Raw genomic sequence first — 19,027 nt, forward strand, 5'->3', positions numbered from 1 at the left:
GATTCTCGGAGTGGCGATGCTGAATATAATAACAACTTTAACTTAAGCTGTCACGCATTTAAATTGGGTATGAGTAGCGAGAAGCTTAGTCGCACTGCAAGGATTACGCCATTATTTAAATTAAGGTTTAAATATAAAACAGCTTATCTCGCGGAATTCCCCACACGCACAAGAACTCTTACAGTTAATTGATTGATTGCCAATAATATGGGAAACGGGTGTAATCCCGCCGCTAGATAATCCGTTGCTGACTGACGCGATCGCACACTATCTGTCTACCCTGCTTGAAGTTTGAGCAATAGGGGTTTACAGGCTGTTGGCTCAAGGCACAAACAGCCACTAAAGTGGCTACTACAAACAGGCTACTACAAACAGCGCGATCGCACGTTTCCTTTAACGCCAATCCTCCCAATCTTGATTAAAAATCGACGTATCTGGAAACGCCGTCGGATTATTATTCCGTTCTAACCGCCGCCGCAACACCTGCAACTGCGGATCATGGGGTGGAAGTCCATCCACCAATTCAAACGGCGCAATCCCCTTCTCCAACGCAAACGCCGCCGTTGTTCCCGCCCCTGCACCCGATGACCATTCAAAGGAATGCACCCGATACGCCGCCGCTGCAATATGACTCGTGGCAATACTTTTTCCCGCCACCAACATATTGTCAATCTTTTGCGGAATCATCGCCCGCAGGGGAATTTGAAACGGATAGGCTTGACCCGCCCCTTGACGTTCCCCCTCCCGTTCCGTATTTCCCGGCGCTTCTGGGGGAGAGAAACTCATGCAGGGATGAAAATCAATTGCATAATGTCCAATTCCCAGGGAATCGGGATAGATTGTCGAACGAGTGCGTCGATTCACCTCATCCGGCGATACCTCACCCTGAATCACCGAAATCGCTTCTCGTCCCGCCAAAGCCGTCCACAACTGGCGATACATTTTGGGGGATAAGGTTTGACGGTAATAATCTTCCCGGTAATTGCGGCGAGACATATCAATTTCCCATATCGTAAACCCCTCCGGATACCCAAACGCAGGGCGTCCAATAATCCGCCGTCCTTCCCGCATATAAGGATACTTAGATAACCCATGCACTGTTCCCATGGGAGACGTCTTACCCGATAAATAGCGGTAACTAGGATAGGGTTTCTTCACTCCATCACCGAGTTGGGAGTCCGTATTTCCCGCCACTAACCAATAGAAATACCCTCGCGAGAGTTCCTCCGCCTTGCGTAAACTTTCGGTTCGCAAGCCACCCAGCCAGCCGCCCGGTGCTAACTGTCCCGTCTGTTGCAATTGTTCAGGAGTATAAACCAGGTTATCAGCTTCGGTACCGGGACGGTAGTCATTCCCCCACGTCCAGTTTTGCATGGAGATATCCCCGACGGTGGGTGCAGTAAAGGCAATTCCGCCAAATTTCTGCGGTTCACCTTTTTTAGGACTCCAGATGCGCCGATAGGTAAACACTAAGCCAAAGTCGGCTAATCGCGGTAATTCATAACTATAATAAGGTTCGTATTGAGGGTAAAAGGGTGGCATTTCATGGGTTTGCGGTTCCTGCGTGGCTTCCATGGCAAAGGTATAGGTAAACCCCTGAGTGCAATAGGGATTCCCGGTGACGCTGGAAGAGGAGGGTTCGAGATGGGAACGGGGGTCAATTCCTAAACGGTAGGGGACATTCGTTAACCCAATCAATTCCCCGGTTTCTGTAGCGTCCACAACATACCAGTCTGGGGCGTTTCCAGATGATGGGTTTTGGGGAGTGAAGCGGATAATGGTTTTGTCAAAGCGGGGGGAATCTTGGTACTGATACCAATCTTCAATCGTTTGCGATAAGGGAAATGTGTTCAGGGGGGGTGCATCAGCAGCAGGTTCATGCTGAATGGCAATGGCGCTTTTAATCAAGTTCCCGGTAGGGTTATAGTCGAGTTCCTTAATCACCGTGGAGGGAAACCACTTCAGTGTCCCTTTCCCCCGTTTGGCTGCATCCCGCAACATATCCAAGAGGATAGCATGGGCGTCACTGGGAATAAAACAGGATTCACTTACCCAACAATCCCCCGGATTCAGTTCCCCATATTTGCGTCTGATCCGTTCCCGCAATTCCAAATAACCGCGAGAATAGAAAAGACGCGATCGCTGAGTAGGGCGTTCATCCAGTGCAGAGGTTCCCTGGGCAGAAATCTGTCCCCCTACCCAGTCGGTAATCTCGGTCAAACAAACCGTTCGCCCCGCGAGTAACCCTTCATAGGCTGTCGCCGCACCTGCTAATCCACCCCCAACCACCAAGATTTCACAGGTGACGGTTTGATCAGGAGTGCGATCGGAAACGCTACGGGATACTGGGACAAAGGATAGTAGCGAAATCACACTAAACGAGAAGCAAACAAGAGATTTTCCGGCAGATACACGTCGAGAAGGCTTCATAAGAGTTAAAATGCAGTGCGTATCAGATGTTACGACAGATGCCTTGACGTTGCCATCACCCGATAAGTTCATCCCCGCGATTGAGTATTTTTGTATTATACTTGTAGTATATTGATGTTATTTAGGTCTACAGGCGCAGGTTTATGCCTTACGAACAACTGAAACTGTCCACAGATAAGCCCGTTTTATCCTGGGCGAATCATGATTTAAGTCATGAGGAAACCAAGATGGCAAAAAACGTGGCATCCTTACCTTTTGTGTTTAAACATGTGGCGTTGATGCCAGATGTTCACCTAGGCAAAGGGGCATTAGTGGGGTCTGTTCTTGCCACCAAAGACGCCGTAATTCCGGCGGCGGTAGGAGTTGATATTGGCTGTGGAATGGCAGCGATTAAAACGCCATTTGTGGCAGAACAACTTGAGGGGAAACTCAAGAAAATTCGCTTAGATATTGAAGCCGCCATTCCTCTGGGATTTAACCAAAATAAAGAGGTAGAAAAAGATGCCAGCAATTGGCAAGGCTGGACTCATTTCAAAGACTTGCATCGCGGTGTGCAGGATGTGCAAGGAAAAGCGATGAAGCAGTTGGGTTCTCTGGGTGGCGGAAATCATTTTATTGAGGTGTGCATCGATACGGAGGATTCAGTGTGGTTAATGCTACATTCTGGTTCTCGTAATATTGGCAATCGCTTAGCGCAGTGTCACATTAGCACCGCGAAGGAATTAGCGAAACTGGCAGGAAACCGCTTACCTGATCCGGATTTAGCGTACTTTATCGCCGGAACCCCAGAATTTGCCGCTTACTGGCGAGATTTACAATGGGCGCAAGATTATGCCCGTTACAATCGCGATGTAATGATGGCGCGTTTTAAGACAATTGTAGAAAAACATTTGACGGGAGGTAAGCCAATCAAGCCATTGTTAGAGGTGAATTGCCATCACAATTATGCCGAGAAAGAAGTCCATTTTGGGGAAGATGTGTACGTCACGCGCAAGGGTGCAGTACGGGCGCGTGAGGAAGATTACGGGATTATACCCGGTTCGATGGGGGCAAAGTCGTTTATTGTCAAGGGGAAAGGGAATCATGAAAGTTATTGCAGTTGCTCCCATGGCGCAGGGCGTTTAATGTCTCGGAAAAAGGCAAAGAAACAGTTTTCCCTGGATGATTTGGTGACACAAACTCAAGGAGTTGAATGTCGCAAGGATGGCGGGGTTTTGGATGAGATTCCCGGCGCTTATAAACCCATTGATGAGGTGATGAATAATCAAGCGGATTTGGTGGAGGTGGTGGCGACGCTAAAGCAGGTGGTTTGCGTGAAAGGTTGATTTGTAGGGTGGGCAATGCCCACCTTATTTGTTGATACTAAATTTGCTTTTCTATTTTTATGAGCTTCCCTCATGCTAGACAAACAGAAGTTGTGGTTAACACAGACTCAATGCTCAAGATTTGAGTTAAAATCGGATGAGTGTAGACATGACAAACGTTTCCTTTGATAATGAAAATTTACCTAAAATCTCCTCAAGTCACTCTCTATCACGGAGATTGTTTAGATACACTGCGCTTGCTACCTGATGATTCAGTTAATCTCATTCTTACTGATCCACCTTATCATTCCACAAAAAAAGCCAACATTACGGGTGACAAAGACTTTAAACATGACCAAGATTACCTTACCTGGTTAGACACTATAGCAGAGCAATGGCAACGGGTGTTAGCTCCCAACGGTTCCCTGTACTGTTGTGCCTCTCTCAAGATGGCAGCCAGAATTGAGGTGATGTTAGCTGAACGATTTAATGTACTCGCTTCAATCACCTGGACAAAGCCGAATGCTCCAGGGTATGACGGATGGAAGCAGAAAACAAACAAGGAAAGTCTACGCAGTTGGTATTTACATTCTGAGCGGATTATTTTTGCTGAGTCAGCATCTCCAGAAGAGGCTAAACAGACTACTCGAAGATGCTCATCTCGCTCTGATGCTACCACTTCATTATCCGCATTTGGCAGCTTACTTAGAAAAACTCGCTTGGCCGCAGGACTATCTACAATTCAACTAACAGAAGCTATTGGTGAGTATGGTAGTGTAAATCACGGTGGTGCGGTATCAAATTGGGAAACTGGCAGAAATATCCCAAGTCCTGAGCAATATCAAAAACTAAAATCAGTATTTGCTAAACTCAGTTCCCAAGTTCCCGAACTGCCTGATTACGAGAAAATAATCAGACCTTTCTGTGTAACAGCTAATATCCCCTACACGGATGTTTGGGATTTCCCTACAGTCAAACCTTATCCGGGTAAACATCCAGCGGAAAAGCCCCTAGATCTAATTACACATATTATCAAAGCCAGTTCTTATCCGGGTGACGTCGTTCTGGATTGCTTTGCTGGCTCAGGTGTTGTGGGACAAGCCGCTAAAATGTTAGGGCGTAAAGCCATTCTCGTTGAAATTGAGGAGCGTTGGTGTCACAAAATCGCTCTACGGTGTTCCGAGCCATCTGAGTTATTACCAGAAGTTAAGAAATCAGTCTTTGATTGGCAGAAAGAACCCTTATTTCAGCTATTGAACGATGGATAATATAGGCAAGTAGAACTATGTGATACGTTGATTGTTTCGGAGGACTTTTTCCATCCATTCTAGCGTATGTTCAACTCCCCAATCTCTTGCGGCTGCATTACAGTGGTGATGTCCCCATCCCAGGTTATAACGTCGATGGTTATATACTCCTGCTCTTAATTCCTTAACATGAAAAAGATTGGCTGTAGTTACTGTTAAATCTGGGACATTCCTGCCCTCAGCTTGTTCAACACGAGAAGCAAGTTCTTTAGCCGAAATTCGCTCTAGACAAAGAGGGCAAACTGTACATCCCTGACCATCCAGCAGCCTATTTTCCTGAAGTTTTTCCAGATTAGCCAGATCCATTTCCTGACATTTATTCTCGATCCTCTGCTGGCATTCTTCAAGATTCGATATCCCTTCTTGACGAGCCATACCCATAATCCCCTCTGTTCGCCAAGCCAAAAAAGATAGTTGATACTTAGTTGCTTCTATCTCTTGAGAAGAAGCATACTCATAGACGCGGATTCCTGCCCCTTGACCTCCCGTCTTTTTATCTGTATATCCATGTCTTATCTGAGAGTCATCAGAACGGGTAGTGTCGGGTACACGAGCAATGTATTGTCCGGCAAGTGGTGGAGTTCGGGAAGTTGCTGGAGACCAACCGTACTGACTCGGAGGGTAATTATTCCAGTGATATCTTGTTTCATAAAGAACTAATAAATTTCTGCCAAGCTCTAGGTCGTTGGGTAAATCGGGATGAGGCTCTGGAGGATTATCAGAAAAGTAATATTCTGGAGAAGCAAGAACGATATAACCCTTCTCGAATCCACCTTCTGGTTGAATAAAGTTACTTTTCCAAGAACTGATTGGGATTAGGACGGTATTACATCTCTTTACACGATTTTGGTATACAGTATCTTTTTCAGCCCCCCTTGTTTGACTTGTCTTGTAGATTTTCATCGCTATGGCTTCTGGCAGTCCAAGTTTGTAGCTTAGCTTAGTTTTTTTAGCCTTCACTCTTCTACCTCAATGCCGTAATTAGTAAAGAGAGCAGAGACAGATATATTTAGTGCTTTAGCTAGCTTTTCAATATTTTCTAATGATGGATTGCGACTCCCCCTTTCAATACTTGAGATGTAAGTGCGGTGAAGGTCAGCTTTTTCAGCAAGTTCCTCTTGAGAAAAATCTAATTCTCGCCGACGTCGTCTTATCGCTTTGCCAAAGCGCTGTTTAATATCTGATTTGCTATCTTGACTCACAGCATAATTTTTAGGGAGCGCAGACAATAAGTCTACATACAATAAATAACTTTTTGAATACTATAAGTAACAAAATGGACATAGGCGATCGCTTAATCCCCAAAACTACTCCTCATCCTCATCTGACTCATCTAAATACAGCCGAATAAACTCTTGCGCCGCCGCCGGATCAATCTTCCGCAGAGCCTTCCTGATTTCCAGAACTGTCTCAGCGGAAGGATCTTGAGTGTTTTGATACCAGTAGTGAACCGTTGATCGACCAATCCCCATTGTCACCGCCAATTTATTTTGGCTGATTTTGTACGTCTGCAATACCTGCCTTAGCGCTTCACCCGCTTTTCCCATAGTTTTTATGGTGATCGAATACCTTTGATCACCTCTAACCCTCCAATGACTATTCCTCACCATCCACCGAACTATCACCCAAATACAGTCGGATAAACTCCGTCGCCGCCGCCGAGTTGATCTTCCGCAGCACTTGCACAATATCTTTCACAGTTTCAGCCGTTGGATCTCTCACCTCATTTACCCAACGGTATACATTAGAGCGTCCAATCCCTAATTCTGCCGCTAATCGATATTGACTAATTTCATACGTTTCCAGCACCTTTTTCAAGGCTTTGCCTGCTTGTCCCATGACTCTGATTGTGGCAAACGCTCACAACCGAGTAAACGGCTCCTTAATGGACTACGCTATGATAAGCTATTAGTAGACCATTAAGGCTACTATTGCAGCAATAAAGGTAAACTCCAATGACTGAAGACTTTATCCGCGATGCCTCTCCAACTCCCAATCCTGAAACCTCTCTACCATCTACGCCCCCGCCAGACAACCGACACCCTCTGAAAGTGATCATCATCAGTTCACCCCAAGGCGTCAGTAGCACCATTCACACCTTCTATCGCCTCGGCTACGCCCACGTCAGCGAGTGGAGTAAGCCCCAACCCACCCAGAATCCTGGCGAAGTGATGAGTGTTCTCTACCGCCGCCTTCGTATTGATTAATGAACAGACTTAACCCCTAACCTCCTTCTCAACCCGGGAAGGGGGGAAATCAAACTTTATTGAAAACCCAAAAATAGCCATGATGCGAATCCGACACCGTATTAATCCCCAAACCTTTGTCATCACCCTCAACCAAATCGCCAAATACTTGAACATTGATCCCCAGCGCATCCTCAACTGGGAAAAATGGCACAATGTTCTTTGGGTACATATCCAAGGACGGGGCGGTTATTTTGTGAGTTATCGCAATCTCGAACAATGGATTGCGGCTTGCCGTACCCTGATCCGCTTCTGTCCAACTATAAAAGCCCTAAACCTTCTCTGGTCATTGATTCAGCAAGAAGCCCAACGGTATACAAAACAGGTCTGGGATCGGCTTCAAGCTATATACCAGCAACGCTACACCGAGTTATCTTGTCTACTATAACTAGAAGTGACTAAAATTTTGATAAATTCTTTTTGATAGTCTGTTTCTATGGAAATACCGTCTTTTACACAAGTTTCTGAAAGCACAAGCCAAGCAAGTCAGCCCTTCAGGGGGGCGGGTTTAGTCCCATTTGGATAATAGTGAAACCCGCCTCTAAGTAGGAATTAAAACTATTTGCCACAAAGGGCGCGATCGCGTTCTGTTACATTGGGGTTAGTCTTCAGATAATCCCCTACCCAATCACAACTGCGAACCAGGAGATTATCCAGAACGGTTTGATTAAAGTCCTCTAAATTCCACAAAAGGATAGTATTATCCAAACTGGCAGAGGCTAACATTTGATTATCTGGGTGGAAACTCAGACCTGTGATTTCATCCTGATGCCCTTTAAGAGTAACCATTAACGTGCCATCACTTTGCCACAGTTTAATCTCTCCGTCTAAACTTCCTGAAGCAATGGTTTGACCGTCAGCAGAGAAGGCTACCGCATAAACTGGATTATCATGACCTGCGAGGGTTTTTAGCAAAACGCCGTCTTTATTCCACAGTTTCACCGTTTTATCCTCACTGGCGGTGGCAATCGTCTCCCCATCAGGAGAAAAACTCACGGCTTCGATCGCTTGATCATGAGCCTGCCATGATGAGAGTACTGTACCAGTTTTATCCCAAATCACAGCTTTGTCATCACTAACTGAAGCCATCATCTCACCGTCGGGGGAGAAACTGATGTCATTGACGCCACTACTATGTTCATCGAGGGTTTTCAGTAGCACTCCATTGGGATTCCACAACTTAATTGTCCCATCATCACTCGCCGTGGCAATGGTTTCACCATCTGGAGAAAAACTGACCCGATTTATGCGATCGCGATGTCCATCCTCTAGATTTTCTTCCCCTGGCAAAGTCTTCAGGAGTTTCCCCTCTTGGTTCCACAAGCGTACCAGTTTGTCATCACCCACCGTGGCAATCGTCTCGCCGTCTGGGCTAAAGTTCACATCATAGACGCGATCGCGATTCTCTTGCAGTATCGCTAACTCTTTACCCTCACTCGAAGAGAGTTTCACCGTCTTGTCTGAACTCGCTGATACCAAACGATTCCCCTGGGGACTAAACCGGACACTATTGACAGCATCCTGATGTCCCTTGAGGGTATGAACAAGCTGACGTTCACCCAGTTGCCACAATTTCACCGTCTTATCTAAACTCGCCGAAGCCAAAGTCTGCCCATCTGGACTAAAACTCATCCCATAAACCGCACCTTGATGTCCAGTCAGCGTCTGTTGTAGAGACGTTGCATGCAACGTCTCTACATCTAAACTCCAGAGTTTCACGGTTTGGTCATCACTACTGGAGACAAGAGTTTGCCCATCTGGACTCCAAACCACGCCATTGATCAGGTTTTCATGTCCCTTGACGCTCTCCCTCCTAGAAGAAGGGAGATTCTATGGAAATTTCGTTCCATATATCCCGGTAAACGGGTTCCCAGGCACACGATATTCGCCATCTAGGGCATCGTGTTATCTCCTAACACCCTGTCGATTCAGGGCTGGGCGTTTCAAACCTTTGCGGTTTGGGTTCCGCCGAGTCCCGGCGTACCTGATAAGTTGACTTCGACTTTGCAGCCGCAAGCCAACTGCATTGTATCATACTATCCTGGGATGTTTATCCGGATAAAAGCCGTCCTAGAAGGACGGGGCTTCAGACCCTTTATTTCCGGTGAGAGTAGTGATCAGGCTACCCTCTTGACTCCAGAGTTTGATCGTATTGTCTGCACTACTTGAAGCAATAATTTGCCCATCTGGACTAAAACTCACCCCGGTAACGCCAGCGTCATGACCCGTGAGGGTTAACAGTTCTTCACCCTCTAGCGTCCAAAGCTTTACCGTACCATCCCAACTCGCTGTCGCCAAGGTTTGACCATCAGGGCTGAAACTGACGCCATAAACCTGACCCTGATGTCCTTCCAGAGTACCCACCAACGTGCCATCTGGCTGCCAAAGTTTCACGGTTTGGTCATCACTGGCGGTGGCGAGGAGTTCACCATCGGGGCTAAACCTGAGGCTATAGACAGCATTATCATGGGCGGCGATGGTTTTAATCACGGTTCCCTCTCGATTCCACAGATTCACCGTCCCATCTAAACTACCACTGGCAAGAGTTTGCCCATCTGGAGAGAAACTCACGCCCCGGACTGGCTGAGTGTGTCCGGTGAGGGTACGAACTAATGTACCATCTGGACGCCAAAGTTTTACGGTTTGGTCATTACTCGCAGTCGCAATCCATTCACCATCGGGACTATAACTGACCTCCCATACCCGGTCTGTATGATCCTCTAGTTGGTTCTGTTCTCTACCCCAAGACACCGTTTGTTGCAGGGCGGTGATTACATTAGCGTTTAACTGAGTATCCTTTTGACTCCAGTTAGCATTTTGCAGTTTACGTCCCGCTTTCAGGGCTTCTAATCGGGCTTCAAAGCCTTGACCGGAAGCAAACAACGCTTCTGCCGTTTTACTGTGGCTAATAATCTGCCCGGTATAGGCTTGCATTCTCAGTCGTTCTGCTTTTAAATATTGAACGAAAGCGACTCCCCCTAAAATAACCGAAGCGCCCAACGCCACACTAACGCCAGCTAGGAGTCGTCTTTGACCACGGGTTCTGGCTTTGCGTCCCCCATCAATATACTCTCGCTGAAGTTGGGTGGGTTTGGGTTCGATTTCAGCGTTAGTTGTCAACCATTGTTCTGCGGCTTCTAGTTCGCTTCCCCTGAGTAAAAGGTGGTTATTGCGTTGTTTCTTATCCCACTCGGTCGCTAGTTGTTGCAAGCGGGTATGTTTCTTAATATGGTCTAAATCAGTATCTAGGGTTTTGAGTAGGGACTCAAATGCGCCGTTAAAATCATCAGTTTCGCGAAAGAAGACCCAGTTCAGTCTGGCTAACTCTGGATGCACTCCTTTGAGTTGATCATCCCGTAGCACAATCGGGATGATGCGTTTGCAGCGTTGAACGGCATACTCCAGTTCTTGAGTACAGCGTTCAGATTGAATGGCATGGGGACTAATAAAAAAGATACAGGTGTGGGCTGCCTCAATTGCTGTTTCTGTCTGGGTTAGAGGTTTTTCTTCCCAGTTCACCCAAATATCCCGCTTCTCCCGGTTGAGGGCGTCATAGATTCTCTGAATCGCGTCTTTATCGGGGGCGGAGTAGGAAATAAAAATTTCAGCCATGTTTTGTTATTGGTCAGGGAACAGGAAACAGGAAACAGGGAACAGGGAACACAATATTTCACAACTGAGTCACTTATGACTTCTTACAAAGGGAATTTGAATTGGTTTGCAGATAGTCTCCTGCCCAATTACAACCCGATGCGATGAGATGGTCGAGTAATTGGTCATCCAAATACTCTAAATTCCAGAGAATCATGGTGTAGTTTTCATCCGTAGATGCCAGGGTTTTGCCATCGGTACTGAAACTGAGATGGTTAACGCCAGCTTGATGTCCGTTCAAGGTAACGACTTCTGTACCATCTAGCGTCCAAATTTTCACCGTACCGTCTAAACTGGCTGTAGCCAGGAACTGACCATCGGGTCGAAAGGTGACGCGATAGACGCGATCGCGATGTCCGTTGAGTGTGTGAAGTAACTTACCCTCACTCGTCCACAGTTTCACGGTTTGGTCATCACTGGCGGTGGCAATGATTTGACCATCGGGGGAGAAGCTGACACTACCAACGGCGGCGTCATGTCCCTCAATCGTCCGTTGTAGAGACGTTGCATGCAGCGTCTCTACGTCTAGACGCCACAGTTTCACGGTGCCATCGGTACTGGCAGAGGCGAGGGTTTGACCATCGGGGCTGAAGCTGACATTTAAGACCATACCCTGATGACCTTTAAGGGTTTGCACCATTTCACCGTTAGGCGTCCAGAGTTTCACGGTTCTATCATCACTCGCTGATGCTAGGGTTTGCCCATCTGGAGAGAAATCCACACCAAATACCTGACTGCTATGTCCGGTGAGGGTATTGAGTAGAGTGCCGTCGCGATTCCAGAGTTTGATGGTTCTGTCTTTACTACTGGTGGCAAGGCGTTGACTATCTGGGCTAAATGTCACCTGCCAAATGCCATCCTTGTGACCCATTAGCGTCTGAAGTTCTTCTCCCTCAATCGTCCAGAGTTTCGCAGTTTTATCCTGACTGGCGGTGGCGATGAGTTGACCATCCCCGGAAAAACTCACACTTGTGACCTCTCCTTGGTGTCCTTTCAGGGTTTGTAATTCTTCACCCTCAATTGTCCAGAGTTTCACCGTCTGATCAGCGCTAGCCGATGCCAAACGCTGACCGTCTGGAGAGAAGCTGACACCGATAACCGGGGCATTATGTCCGCTTAAGGTATTTAGGAATTTACCCTCTCGACTCCACAGTTTTACTGTCCCATCCCGGCTGGCTGAGGCAATAATTTGGCTATCGGGGGAAAAACTGACGTGGTAAATATCATTATCATGGGCATTAATACTATGTAGATTCGCCCCATCTTTTGTCCACAGGTTTACTGTCCCATCCCGGCTAGCGGAGGCAATCATTTCACCATCAGGGCTGAAACTGACCTCTCGGACGCGATCGCGATGTCCTTGTAGGGTTTTGAGTAAACTGCCGTCTCGCTGCCAGAGTTTAATGGTATGGTCACTACTAGCGGAGGCGATGAGTTCACCGTCTGGGCTAAAACTAACGCTGCGAACTTTATTCGTATGTCCGTCTAATTGATTCGATTGATTCACCCAATAGACGGACTGAAGTAAAGCCGTGGAAATCGTTGAATGCAGTTGAGGGTTTTGGCTAACCCAGTTTGCATTTTGCAGAGTTTTAGCTGCATCTAGGGATTCTAAGAGGGCAGGAAATTTTTGCTGGGAAACAAATAAAGCGTCGGAGGTGGTACTTTGGACAATAAGCTGTTCTTGCTGGGCTTGGACATAAAGTTTTTGCGATCGCTGATATTGCCAGAACGCCACGAGTCCTAAAAGAGTAGACACTCCCAGTGCTACACTCACCCCAACAATAGACCGTTTTGCCTGACGAGTGACCCATTGACGACTGACTCCCACATACTCTCGATGCAAGGGTGTGGGAAAGGGTTTTTGTTCGGAACTCCACACCAGCCACGATTCGGCGGTTGTGAGTTCACTTCCGTGTAATAACAGGCTAGTATTGCGTCCTTTTTTCTCCCATTCCATCGCTTGGACTAACAAGCGTGTATGTTCTTGGGTATCCAGTTTATTATGATCAATGGCTTGCAGCAGTTCTTGAAACGCCTGCTCAAAATTTGTCCCCTCACGAAAATCAATCTGGGGGAGTTCTCTCATCTCTGGATGCATCGCGTCTGGGTCAACATCCAGATATAGTATCGGCAGAATTCGCTTATGGTGTTTTAGGGAACAGTCTACCTCTACACCGCACTCTTTGGATGCCACGGAATCCGGGCTAATCACAAAGACGATATTATTCGATTCTTCGATTCCTTTGTAGATTTCTTGTCGCCAATCAGCGGTTAGGGGAATGCCTTCCCAATCCACCCAAACCTCACGATTGGCGTTTTTAAATGCCTCCCGGAGTTTGAGGACAAATTCCTTATTACGCCGGGAGTAAGAAATAAAGGCTTCTTTCATAAGTTCCACACCCACAAATGTCCAGGTTCTATGAATCGGTGTCGGTGATCATCGTTATTCTTGGGAGGTGGAAGCCTCTGGGGAGGTGAACTGTAGTGCCCCTTGGATGGCATTATCTTTTGTGCGATCGTTGGCATCACAGATTAATGCCATCTGCCAGTAATAATCTGTTTCCGTTTCTAGAGATAGGGTGTTGGGGAGAGTGATTTCAATCTCACCGCCTTCTTTGGGAATCTCAATCATCGTTTGATGCACTGCATTCCAACTCTGATCAACCAGGAGAAATTCGGCGGAGGTGACTGTGGTTTCTGGTATTTGCCATGAGAGTGTCAGTGGTGAGTTAAGCGCCACTAAATAAACTCCCGGTTCCTTTGTTGACATCAATGGGGTAATTGTTGCTTCACCACATCCAGCACCACGTAACCCAGCGCCGCGATCGCGCGATGGTGAAAGCTGGGCGGTCAAAACGTTTACATCTTCATTCGACTGGGCTTGTAGCGGGGGTTGCCAGCCGATCCCCATGACCCAGATTGTCGTGAATACCCCGGTTACCAGACTCAAAGACTTAAAAGACTTTAATCTATCCATTGGTAGATGTGTGAAACCTAATTGAGACTTATAAGCCCATAATAATCGAAAACTTCCAGTTTTATCTGGAAAAATAAATTTAAGCTGATCTTCATCAAAACTTTAAAAAACCCAAAGTTTTTTAAAGTAAATCTTCATAATTATTCTTTAGTGTCGTCTTCTGATGGGCAATGGAGGCGGTAATACCTAGTAATATATATATTACAGATCTAAGGCGACTCCTTAGGTATTGTTGCGCTGTTCTGAATTGTTGTCATTGGTGTGCCAGTAACCATTAACTATCAATCCCCGATCAAACCCATCGAGACTAGCTGTAGCTTCTGGTTGCAGTGGCTATTGGTGACGCTATTGGGTTTTGTGGCAAGTCTATTTTGGATCGAGATTGGAGAAAGACCGGATATCGGTATAATTGAGGGCATCATTGGTGGGACGATAATCGGATTAGCCCAATGGTTAGTTTTGAGACGACACCTATCTTCAGCCTGGTGGTGGATTATTGCCAGTCTCCTCGGTTGGGGAGTCATGGGGTTGAGTTCCTTTGGAGTCATCGGTTGGTTTGCTCCCCGAACAATGGGTATTTTCCCTCGGTTGGTTTATGGCGTCATTGATGGAGCAACCCTAGGGCTGATCCTGGGAATGGCGCAATGGTGGGTTCTCAGACAGTACGTTACCAAAGCTTGGGGGTGGATTTTTGCCAATATTCTAAACTGGTCGATCAGTTTAGCGGTGGGTTGGATTGTCGGCGGAATTTTGCGCCGCTTCACTCATCTGTTTCTTAGCGAAGTTCTGGGTTTAGGGGTGACGTGGATGTTAGTTGCAGGATTCACTGGAATGACTTTGATTCGATTGCTGCGAGAAGTCCCAATTCCCAAAAGTCGTGGTTGATAACGGACGCGATGTGATGCCCCGCAGCGTCTTTATGTGATGCTTCCCCAACTCCCATTTATTTAAATATACCCTTTTTAAACCCTTTTTTTAGCCTCTCGATTATAGAAAATATTCTCGTTTTTTTTTAGGTGAGTGGGTGAGAAATGGGCGTCATCAAGATAAGCGTTGCTAAGATCAACTTGACTCAGATTAGCGTCACTCAAATTAGCCCCACTCAGATCAGCATCACTCAAATCAGCCCCGCTCAAATCAGCCCCGCTTAAGTTAGCCCCACTTAAATTAGCATCGGTGAAATCTGTATTCTTCAGATTAGCCCCACTCAGATCTGCATCACTTAAATCTGCATTATTGAAGTCAGCATGACTCAGATTAGCCCCACTCAGATCAGCGCCACTTAAGATGGTATCCATAAAATCGGCTTGACTCAGATCTGTTCTACTCAAGTTAGCCTTACTCAAATCGGCTCGACTCAAATCTGCGCCACTTAAATTAGCACCAATAAGATTAGCCTTTCTCAGGTTAGCATCAATCAGATCAGCACCTTTGAGGTTAACCTCACTCAGATCCGCTTCACTCAGATCCGTGGCAATCAAGCAAGCGCCAGAGAGTTTCGCGGCATTAAGTTTTGCTTTATTAAGTTTCGCTTTATCCAGGTGACTGTTACTCAGATCCGCCGTTATAAGATTAGCTTCTTCTAAATTAGCTTCATAGAGAAATGCTTTATGTAAATTAATGCGTTGTAAATCTGTCCCCGGAATATTGAGTCCTCTCAAGCTCACACCATCTTCATTCAAATCTTGCAGGGCTTGAAACCGGGCATAGCTGGTTTGTCGTCCATGGGCAGCGTCTATCATCCGCCAAGCTTGGTAATAGAATTGTTTTTTTCGATTCGGGGTTTCTTTTAAAAATAAAACAACAGCCGCAAAAATACTGATAGCTTCAACATTATTCAGTATTTTAGAGAGTTGAGAGTTCTCCTTCGTGATCAGGATCACTCCGATGACCAGAACCGTTGCCCCGACAACAACTGACCAAGTGGGTAACTTCCAGAAATAAACGACGAAATGAACCGAAAACTTTCGTAGCCAAAAGATTAAGCGCTTAAGTTTGTTCTTCACTGAACCACTATTTAACCTCCTAACACATCCTTTATATATATAGTACGAGGGTTTGAGTAGAGGGCGACCCGAAAAACTTAGTAGCTTTCTGCCTTTTACGATAAATCCCCCGAAGTTTATTCGAGGGATCAGGCTCAATTCTTTAATTTCAGTGATGCCAATATGCTTAAGCGGGATTGGTTTGAGTTCGCTTCTCTAGGAGAGAGACAATCGAGGCTTTTTCCAAAAGTCCAACCAGGACTCCGTTTTCGCGCACTACAGGCAATTGAGTAAATTGACCTTTCTCCAGGAGCATAATTACTTCTAACAGAGACTGATCAGATTTGACGATCGCATCCAAATCCACAGGCTGTATCAGTTCACTGACGGGAGTAATCGTCCAGTTTGAGGTGGGGACTTTCTTGAGATCATCAACCGCGATCGCGCCGATCAATTGTCCTTGTTCATCCGTCACCAAGAACTTGCGCCATTCTTTTTTGCCGATAATGTAGTTGTTGGCAAATTCCCGCAGCGACAGGTCGGTTGATATAATCGGACTCTCTGGAATCACCGCATCTTCCGCTTTCAGGTCTTGGAGTTTTTCTTGTAGGGTGGCTGATTGCGCCGACATACCTGCATTTTGCAGCAGGAATACCCCAATTAATAGCGTCCAAATACTGCCAAACTCACTCAACCCCAAGACAGAAAGGATTCCTATACTGATTCCTAACCATCCGACAACTTGACCAACCCGACTGGCAAAAACCACACCGCGATAGGGATTCCCGGTGATTTTCCAAACCACGGACTTGAGAATATTGCCACCATCTAAGGGTAAGCCGGGAATCAGGTTGAACAGGGCTAAAATTAGATTAATCGAAGCCAGTAGGCTAAGAATCGCTGCCAAAGAACCAGAGACGCCGGTGCTAACGCCTATACCCGTAAATAGGGCAAAAAGGGCTAAACTAACTAAAGGACCCGCGATCGCCACCCAGAAGGCTTCGGCTGGTGTCTGAGATTCCTTCTCTAAGCTGGCTAAACCCCCAAAAAGAAACAGGGTAATCGATTTCACCTCAATGCCTTGGCGAATAGCGACTAAACTATGTCCCAATTCATGGGCTAAAACCGAGGCAAATAGCAACAGGGCGCCCACAAAACCCAGTACCCAGGGTAAGATCCCTGTTAAACCCGGAAACCCACTCAGATACCCCCCAAAGTCAAAGGTGACCAAAGCCAGAACTAAAAACCAAGAGGGATTTATATAAAAGGGAATTCCCAATAAATTACCAACACGAATACTACCGTTCATAGAGATTACCTCAAATCTACTGTCCGTTGAAAACGTTTTTATACTGTCCTCCTTTACATCTGAATCTATCGTAACGAAATGTAAAACTTCTGTTCTACCATTCTTTTTCGTAAAATCCGACCCTAGGGGTTCGGTTGTGAACATCAGCAGGTCTGTACTGTCTGTCTAGATGTCGTTGATAATAATATAAGGAAGTACAACCTCAGTGCGCCACTATCTATAGTTTTAATTTTCAGCCCGCCCACTCATCCTCTTAATATAATATAAGTCATGTCTGTTTCTGAACACACCATTATCCAGTCTTATAACCAAGAAGACCTCCAGCAAATCCTGAATCTCGCGATCACCCGTCAAGCCAATGGCGATGAGTTTTCGCGGACGCAGCTTGTGGAAATTGCCGCTGAATTGGGGATCTCGCCGACTAACCTCCAGCTAGCGGAACAAGAATGGCGGCTCCAGCAAGAACAGCAGCAAAAGCGCCAGGAGTTTGAGCAATATCAGCGCAGCCAACTCAAGCAGCGGTTTGGCAAATATATTATCGTGAATAGTTTTTTAGTTGCCATCAACCTGCTGAGTGCAGGTCAACTTTCCTGGGCGTTGTATATCCTCTTGTTTTGGGGAACAGGGCTGGGTTTAAAGACGTGGAATATCTATCAACTTCACGGAGAAGCTTATGAGAAAGCCTTTCAAAAGTGGTATCGCCAGCAACAGTTTAATCAGTTAACTCAATCCATTTTCACCCGGCTGAATAATTGGATTAAGGCAATGGGGTGATTGGGCGTTTCTCGATTAGGCAAAAACCTAGGTAGTGGCAGTATTTTGCTCCTAATAAGTATTTTTACTCAATAGGCTTGTCTATCAAAATGAGTACATTCCGGAGCAGATTAGCCATTCAAAAGGATGATTTCTGAAGTAAAAATGAGTCATAGTGCTAAAATGTTAAAACAAGGTTAAGGACTGACGAGCTTAGCGCAAAAAGTTTGTCAGAATATTCCTTTTTGGCAAATTATCTGCGTTCAAATCTGTGAATATTCCACTTTCTCAATCTACCTTTCCTATTACCCATATCCATATTTTTACAGCTTATCGGGGTTACCTGCTCACGGTTTTCTTTAGTAAGCTTCACCGTTGGCAGTTTCGGGTAACGACCTTAACCGGAGACGTATTTGGGATGCAACTCCCTTATGATTCGGCTGATGTCGCTGAACGAGTGGGACGGAACTGGATTGACTTTAGCTCCCAGACTCCGGTGACATAAACTATTGGTTTCAACTTAAGCTGAAAGTAGGAGGTGCAGGAAGAGTTCTAGATACCTGGACATAAATTCTGGTAAGCTGTACTAAGAAATGTTAATTAGTGTCAAATCCTTACTATTAAGAGTTCCCTCCCCTCACCACAATGCTTATCCAGCAAGCCCTACTTAGGTGCAGGGAGATAAAGGTTGTAGTAGTTCATCCCAGTCTTGCGTTACACTGGCTAACTGATTTCCATACTTTTTTGTGAAATTAGGACTTATCTCATGAATACTCTGACACTGGCAACGTGGATTCTCAGCCCTTTACTGGGACTAGCTATCTTACTATTCATCTTCCGGATTATCCTTACCTGGTATCCTCAGATCGATCTCAACCACTTCCCCTTTAATCTGGTCGCTTTGCCCACCGAACCCTTTTTAGTCCCAACCCGCAAACTGGTGCCGCCCATTGGGGGTGTGGATATTAGCCCGATTATTTGGGTTGGGATTGTTAGCTTATTGCGGGAGATTCTTTTGGGTCAGCAAGGATTACTGACCATGATGCATTGACCGCCTACCGT

Annotated in this window: 20 protein-coding genes and 1 pseudogene; 8 read left to right on the top strand and 13 right to left on the bottom strand. The window is 46.1% G+C overall.

Features of this window, described 5'->3' with window-relative positions:
• Window positions 1–232: 232 nt before the first annotated feature.
• Window positions 233–403: a hypothetical protein gene (locus ACLGGO_RS08105; RefSeq protein WP_446418914.1), complete on the bottom strand. Its 171-nt coding sequence runs from the start codon at window positions 401–403 to the stop codon at window positions 233–235.
• On the bottom strand, window positions 394–2,430 hold the full coding sequence (locus ACLGGO_RS08110) for an FAD-dependent oxidoreductase (RefSeq protein WP_446418915.1): 2,037 nt from the start codon (window positions 2,428–2,430) through the stop codon (window positions 394–396). Before ACLGGO_RS08110 ends, ACLGGO_RS08105 begins: the two co-directional genes overlap by 10 nt.
• A 143-nt stretch (window positions 2,431–2,573) precedes the next feature.
• Here ACLGGO_RS08110 and ACLGGO_RS08115 point away from each other — a divergent pair, with 143 nt between their 5' ends.
• Both ACLGGO_RS08115 and ACLGGO_RS08120 read left to right on the top strand, forming a co-directional pair.
• The gene (locus ACLGGO_RS08115; protein WP_446418916.1) at window positions 2,574–3,755 is read left to right on the top strand and encodes an RtcB family protein; all 1,182 of its coding nucleotides are present in this window, start codon (window positions 2,574–2,576) and stop codon (window positions 3,753–3,755) included.
• A 170-nt stretch (window positions 3,756–3,925) separates the two neighbouring features.
• A complete protein-coding gene (locus tag ACLGGO_RS08120; RefSeq protein WP_446418917.1) occupies window positions 3,926–5,002 on the top strand; it encodes a DNA-methyltransferase in 1,077 nt (358 codons plus the stop codon).
• 15 nt (window positions 5,003–5,017) lie between these two features.
• Here ACLGGO_RS08120 and ACLGGO_RS08125 read toward each other — a convergent pair whose 3' ends face one another.
• The 4 genes from ACLGGO_RS08125 to ACLGGO_RS08140 all read right to left on the bottom strand — a co-directional run bounded on the left by ACLGGO_RS08125 (window position 5,018) and on the right by ACLGGO_RS08140 (window position 6,880).
• A complete protein-coding gene (locus ACLGGO_RS08125) occupies window positions 5,018–5,944 on the bottom strand; it encodes a BstXI family restriction endonuclease (protein ID WP_446418918.1) in 927 nt (308 codons plus the stop codon).
• 53 nt (window positions 5,945–5,997) lie between these two features.
• Entirely contained in the window at window positions 5,998–6,243 is a 246-nt protein-coding gene (locus ACLGGO_RS08130) for a helix-turn-helix domain-containing protein (protein WP_446360532.1), read from the bottom strand.
• 105 nt (window positions 6,244–6,348) lie between these two features.
• Window positions 6,349–6,588, bottom strand: coding sequence for a helix-turn-helix domain-containing protein (locus tag ACLGGO_RS08135; RefSeq protein ID WP_446377654.1), 240 nt, complete (start codon window positions 6,586–6,588; stop codon window positions 6,349–6,351).
• A gap of 49 nt (window positions 6,589–6,637) precedes the next feature.
• On the bottom strand, window positions 6,638–6,880 hold the full coding sequence (locus tag ACLGGO_RS08140) for a helix-turn-helix domain-containing protein (RefSeq protein WP_446342568.1): 243 nt from the start codon (window positions 6,878–6,880) through the stop codon (window positions 6,638–6,640).
• Between the two features lie 116 nt (window positions 6,881–6,996).
• Between ACLGGO_RS08140 and ACLGGO_RS08145 the strand changes: the two genes are divergently transcribed.
• Both ACLGGO_RS08145 and ACLGGO_RS08150 read left to right on the top strand, forming a co-directional pair.
• The gene (locus ACLGGO_RS08145) at window positions 6,997–7,248 is read left to right on the top strand and encodes a hypothetical protein (RefSeq protein ID WP_446418919.1); all 252 of its coding nucleotides are present in this window, start codon (window positions 6,997–6,999) and stop codon (window positions 7,246–7,248) included.
• A 79-nt stretch (window positions 7,249–7,327) separates the two neighbouring features.
• The gene (locus ACLGGO_RS08150) at window positions 7,328–7,675 is read left to right on the top strand and encodes a hypothetical protein (protein ID WP_446418920.1); all 348 of its coding nucleotides are present in this window, start codon (window positions 7,328–7,330) and stop codon (window positions 7,673–7,675) included.
• A gap of 170 nt (window positions 7,676–7,845) precedes the next feature.
• Here ACLGGO_RS08150 and ACLGGO_RS08155 read toward each other — a convergent pair whose 3' ends face one another.
• From ACLGGO_RS08155 to ACLGGO_RS08175, 5 genes and pseudogenes are all read right to left on the bottom strand, one after another.
• Window positions 7,846–8,376, bottom strand: coding sequence for a WD40 repeat domain-containing protein (locus tag ACLGGO_RS08155; protein WP_446418949.1), 531 nt, complete (start codon window positions 8,374–8,376; stop codon window positions 7,846–7,848).
• Window positions 8,350–9,081: pseudogene (locus ACLGGO_RS08160) on the bottom strand (WD40 repeat domain-containing protein); the annotation flags it as partial. The gene ACLGGO_RS08155 and the pseudogene ACLGGO_RS08160, both read right to left, overlap by 27 nt.
• 276 nt (window positions 9,082–9,357) lie before the next feature.
• Window positions 9,358–10,899 (bottom strand): toll/interleukin-1 receptor domain-containing protein, encoded by a 1,542-nt coding sequence (locus tag ACLGGO_RS08165; RefSeq protein ID WP_446418921.1) that lies wholly within the window; start codon window positions 10,897–10,899, stop codon window positions 9,358–9,360.
• A 73-nt stretch (window positions 10,900–10,972) separates the two neighbouring features.
• Entirely contained in the window at window positions 10,973–13,330 is a 2,358-nt protein-coding gene (locus ACLGGO_RS08170; RefSeq protein WP_446418922.1) for a WD40 domain-containing protein, read from the bottom strand.
• Window positions 13,331–13,384: 54 nt separating this feature from the next.
• Window positions 13,385–13,918 carry a DUF928 domain-containing protein gene (locus ACLGGO_RS08175; RefSeq protein ID WP_446418923.1) on the bottom strand — a complete coding sequence of 178 codons (534 nt, stop codon included), beginning with the start codon at window positions 13,916–13,918 and terminating at the stop codon, window positions 13,385–13,387.
• Window positions 13,919–14,179: 261 nt separating this feature from the next.
• On the opposite strand from ACLGGO_RS08175, the gene ACLGGO_RS08180 reads away from it, so the two are divergent.
• Window positions 14,180–14,803: a hypothetical protein gene (locus ACLGGO_RS08180; RefSeq protein ID WP_446418924.1), complete on the top strand. Its 624-nt coding sequence runs from the start codon at window positions 14,180–14,182 to the stop codon at window positions 14,801–14,803.
• 77 nt (window positions 14,804–14,880) lie between these two features.
• Here the strand turns inward: ACLGGO_RS08180 and ACLGGO_RS08185 are convergent, their stop codons facing one another.
• Both ACLGGO_RS08185 and ACLGGO_RS08190 read right to left on the bottom strand, forming a co-directional pair.
• Window positions 14,881–15,924 carry a pentapeptide repeat-containing protein gene (locus tag ACLGGO_RS08185; RefSeq protein WP_446418925.1) on the bottom strand — a complete coding sequence of 348 codons (1,044 nt, stop codon included), beginning with the start codon at window positions 15,922–15,924 and terminating at the stop codon, window positions 14,881–14,883.
• Between the two features lie 166 nt (window positions 15,925–16,090).
• Window positions 16,091–17,212, bottom strand: coding sequence for a site-2 protease family protein (locus ACLGGO_RS08190; RefSeq protein WP_446338793.1), 1,122 nt, complete (start codon window positions 17,210–17,212; stop codon window positions 16,091–16,093).
• 270 nt (window positions 17,213–17,482) lie between these two features.
• Here ACLGGO_RS08190 and ACLGGO_RS08195 point away from each other — a divergent pair, with 270 nt between their 5' ends.
• From ACLGGO_RS08195 to ACLGGO_RS08205, 3 genes are all read left to right on the top strand, one after another.
• A complete protein-coding gene (locus ACLGGO_RS08195; protein ID WP_446338792.1) occupies window positions 17,483–17,986 on the top strand; it encodes a 2TM domain-containing protein in 504 nt (167 codons plus the stop codon).
• A gap of 250 nt (window positions 17,987–18,236) precedes the next feature.
• A complete protein-coding gene (locus tag ACLGGO_RS08200) occupies window positions 18,237–18,470 on the top strand; it encodes a hypothetical protein (RefSeq protein WP_446418926.1) in 234 nt (77 codons plus the stop codon).
• Window positions 18,471–18,731: 261 nt separating this feature from the next.
• A complete protein-coding gene (locus ACLGGO_RS08205) occupies window positions 18,732–19,016 on the top strand; it encodes a YggT family protein (protein ID WP_446418927.1) in 285 nt (94 codons plus the stop codon).
• The last annotated feature ends 11 nt before the right edge of the window (window positions 19,017–19,027 follow it).

The sequence above is a fragment of the Coleofasciculus sp. genome (assembly GCF_046565525.1).
GTDB lineage: Bacteria > Cyanobacteriota > Cyanobacteriia > Cyanobacteriales > Coleofasciculaceae > Coleofasciculus.

Bases quoted from the DNA above. Each gene is read 5' to 3' on its own strand.
- ACLGGO_RS08190 (WP_446338793.1), bottom strand. From the start codon at position 17,212: ATGAACGGTAGTATTCGTGTTGGTAATTTATTGGGAATTCCCTTTTAT.
- ACLGGO_RS08110 (WP_446418915.1), bottom strand. From the start codon at position 2,430: ATGAAGCCTTCTCGACGTGTATCTGCCGGAAAATCTCTTGTTTGCTTC.
- ACLGGO_RS08125 (WP_446418918.1), bottom strand. From the start codon at position 5,944: ATGAAAATCTACAAGACAAGTCAAACAAGGGGGGCTGAAAAAGATACT.
- ACLGGO_RS08150 (WP_446418920.1), top strand. From the start codon at position 7,328: ATGATGCGAATCCGACACCGTATTAATCCCCAAACCTTTGTCATCACC.
- ACLGGO_RS08155 (WP_446418949.1), bottom strand. From the start codon at position 8,376: ATGGCTTCAGTTAGTGATGACAAAGCTGTGATTTGGGATAAAACTGGT.
- ACLGGO_RS08165 (WP_446418921.1), bottom strand. From the start codon at position 10,899: ATGGCTGAAATTTTTATTTCCTACTCCGCCCCCGATAAAGACGCGATT.
- ACLGGO_RS08170 (WP_446418922.1), bottom strand. From the start codon at position 13,330: ATGAAAGAAGCCTTTATTTCTTACTCCCGGCGTAATAAGGAATTTGTC.
- ACLGGO_RS08135 (WP_446377654.1), bottom strand. From the start codon at position 6,588: ATGGGAAAAGCGGGTGAAGCGCTAAGGCAGGTATTGCAGACGTACAAA.
- ACLGGO_RS08175 (WP_446418923.1), bottom strand. From the start codon at position 13,918: ATGGATAGATTAAAGTCTTTTAAGTCTTTGAGTCTGGTAACCGGGGTA.
- ACLGGO_RS08205 (WP_446418927.1), top strand. From the start codon at position 18,732: ATGAATACTCTGACACTGGCAACGTGGATTCTCAGCCCTTTACTGGGA.
- ACLGGO_RS08120 (WP_446418917.1), top strand. From the start codon at position 3,926: ATGAAAATTTACCTAAAATCTCCTCAAGTCACTCTCTATCACGGAGAT.
- ACLGGO_RS08140 (WP_446342568.1), bottom strand. From the start codon at position 6,880: ATGGGACAAGCAGGCAAAGCCTTGAAAAAGGTGCTGGAAACGTATGAA.
- ACLGGO_RS08115 (WP_446418916.1), top strand. From the start codon at position 2,574: ATGCCTTACGAACAACTGAAACTGTCCACAGATAAGCCCGTTTTATCC.
- ACLGGO_RS08195 (WP_446338792.1), top strand. From the start codon at position 17,483: ATGTCTGTTTCTGAACACACCATTATCCAGTCTTATAACCAAGAAGAC.
- ACLGGO_RS08145 (WP_446418919.1), top strand. From the start codon at position 6,997: ATGACTGAAGACTTTATCCGCGATGCCTCTCCAACTCCCAATCCTGAA.